The organism is Paracoccus benzoatiresistens, from assembly GCF_026913015.1.
GTDB classification, from domain to species: domain Bacteria; phylum Pseudomonadota; class Alphaproteobacteria; order Rhodobacterales; family Rhodobacteraceae; genus Paracoccus; species Paracoccus benzoatiresistens.
Map to the genome: position 1 here is coordinate 1 of NZ_JAPTYD010000138.1, position 1,912 is coordinate 1,912.

The following is a 1,912-nucleotide window of genomic DNA, read 5'->3' on the forward strand; positions in this document are numbered from 1 at the left end:
GTCATTTTTGTTTCCTTCGATCCGTTAAGCGGAGCTTTGTCTCTGTCGATAAGGTCCGGGGTCGATCGCTTTCGCAGCCATGGCTGCATCACCTTACATACGGTCGGGTCTTCACCCGCACCACAATGCCTCATTCACGAGGCCTTTCCCGGCGAGGCGCGACCAACCTGGAACTCGGCGGTCTGAACCGGCCACCAATGACGAAAACGGTCGCGCTCCCCTCTCGACGCCAGCCGGTGTCCCGCCGGCGCCGATCTCTTACGCCTTGAGTTTCATACCCTCCGGCAGCACACCAGTCTCGACGTAGCGCCACAGTGCGACAAGCAGTTTGCGCGCCATGGCGACGATGGCGATGCGTCGGCTGCGTCCGGCCAGGGCGCCGACACGCTCACGGAACCAGGCGGCCAGCCCGCTTTCTGGCTGGTAGCGCAGCCAGAGCCAGGCAAGTTGTATCAGCGTTGTCCGCGCTCGAGCGTTCCCTGCACGTCCGATCCCATGGTCCCGATCCATGGCCCCGCTCTGATGCGGTATCGGTGCAATGCCGACATAGCTCGCAAGCTGCCGGCGGTTGTCGAAATGGCGATAGAACACCTCACGCGTGAGCACGGCTGCGAAGGTGTCGCCCACCCCTCGGATGCGCGACAACGCTGCGACCTTGCAAGAGGTGTCATCGGAGGGCGCCGTCGCCAGCATTGTTGACCGCTCTGCCTCAATCTCCCGGATCAACTCCATGGTCAGCGTGAGCCGGCGCTTCAACCTGTCAATCTCCGCACGAAGAAGCGGCGGCATGGTGCGACCGTCCGCTGTCCGCAAGGCGTCCATCTCGGCGTCCCAATAACGAAGGGAGGGGCGCTTGCGAATGCCCTGGGTGAGCAGAAGGGCCTGTATGCGGTTCTTGATCCGGACACGCTCCTGAACAAGTCGCTCGCGCTCCCGGTGCGGCCGCTTGGCGTCTTCCTCCTCGAGCGTGGGAACGTGGAGGACGCTGCAGATCTGGTGGTCGCCCCGATGGCGCGCCATCAGCACTCGCAGCAGCCCTTGCGCATCGAGCCGGTCCGTCTTTGCGCGTCGCGATCTGCGGCTGATGAGGATGCTGGTGGGCTCCACGATGATGTTGTCGATCCCGTTCGCGACCAGAAGCCGATGCAGCCAGAAGCCGTCCGGCCCCGCCTCGAAGCAGGAGGCGACCGCAACAGGTGCGCCAAGGCTGGCCTCCGTGCGTGTGCGATGCGCCGCGACAAAGCCGAGCAGCCTTGCCGTGTCGCCCGCCTCCAGGCGATGGAAAACGAGTTTCTCGACGCCAGGCAGACACACGGCGACAAGCCAGATCGCCCGACTGAGCTCGAGCGCAACATAGACAGTCGTATCGGCGGTATTGTCGATGGTTCGCATGATCAGCTCCATGGCCATGAGGGACCCCGTCACTATCCGCGAAGCCCTGCTTCATAGCATCTGGAACCAGATCTCCAAGGGCTTGCCCCGCGCTTCGTCAGGCAAGGCCACGCGCGCCAGCTCGGCAAAGTTTTTTATATACCGCTTGCGCTTCGGCGTCGCCCTGCGGATGGCGCGGCCGGGCCGAGAGGCCCGCAAAGCCCAGCCGGTGAAGGATCGCGCCCATGGTCCGCTCCGCCACGCGAATGCCGAACCGCTGCTCCACCACGTCGCAGAGGTCAATCCGACGCCAACGCACGACCCCATCCGTTTCCGGGTCCGGCCCCGTCTCGACGATCACGGCAAGTTCGCGCATCTGCTCGGCGCTGAGCCGCGGTGGTCGCCCGGAAAGCGGCCGGTCAACCAGGCCGGCCAGCCCTTCGGTGTTGTAACGGTGAACCCAATCACGCAGCGTCTGCCGATCCATACCGCAGCTTTGTGCCGCTTCCGTCCGGGTTCGCCCGTCAAGCACATGCGCCAG

2 protein-coding genes and 1 pseudogene are annotated in these 1,912 nt (G+C 64.4%); 1 reads left to right on the forward strand and 2 read right to left on the reverse strand.

All coding sequences use genetic code 11. From position 1 onward, the window contains the following. On the forward strand, positions 1-186 hold a 186-nt coding region (locus OU682_RS23780), incomplete at its 5' end, for a hypothetical protein (RefSeq protein ID WP_268944651.1). Between the two features lie 72 nt (positions 187-258). On the opposite strand, the gene OU682_RS23785 is transcribed toward OU682_RS23780, so the two are convergent. Both OU682_RS23785 and OU682_RS23790 read right to left on the reverse strand, forming a co-directional pair. Next, complete coding sequence (locus OU682_RS23785) at positions 259-1,392, reverse strand: IS110 family RNA-guided transposase (RefSeq protein WP_268944652.1); 1,134 nt, start codon at positions 1,390-1,392, stop codon at positions 259-261. Positions 1,393-1,452: 60 nt separating this feature from the next. Continuing rightward, positions 1,453-1,912, reverse strand: a pseudogene (locus OU682_RS23790) (helix-turn-helix domain-containing protein); the annotation flags it as partial.

Excerpts from the sequence above, each read along its gene's own strand:
- OU682_RS23785 (WP_268944652.1), bottom strand. The coding sequence starts at position 1,392 with ATGCGAACCATCGACAATACCGCCGATACGACTGTCTATGTTGCGCTC.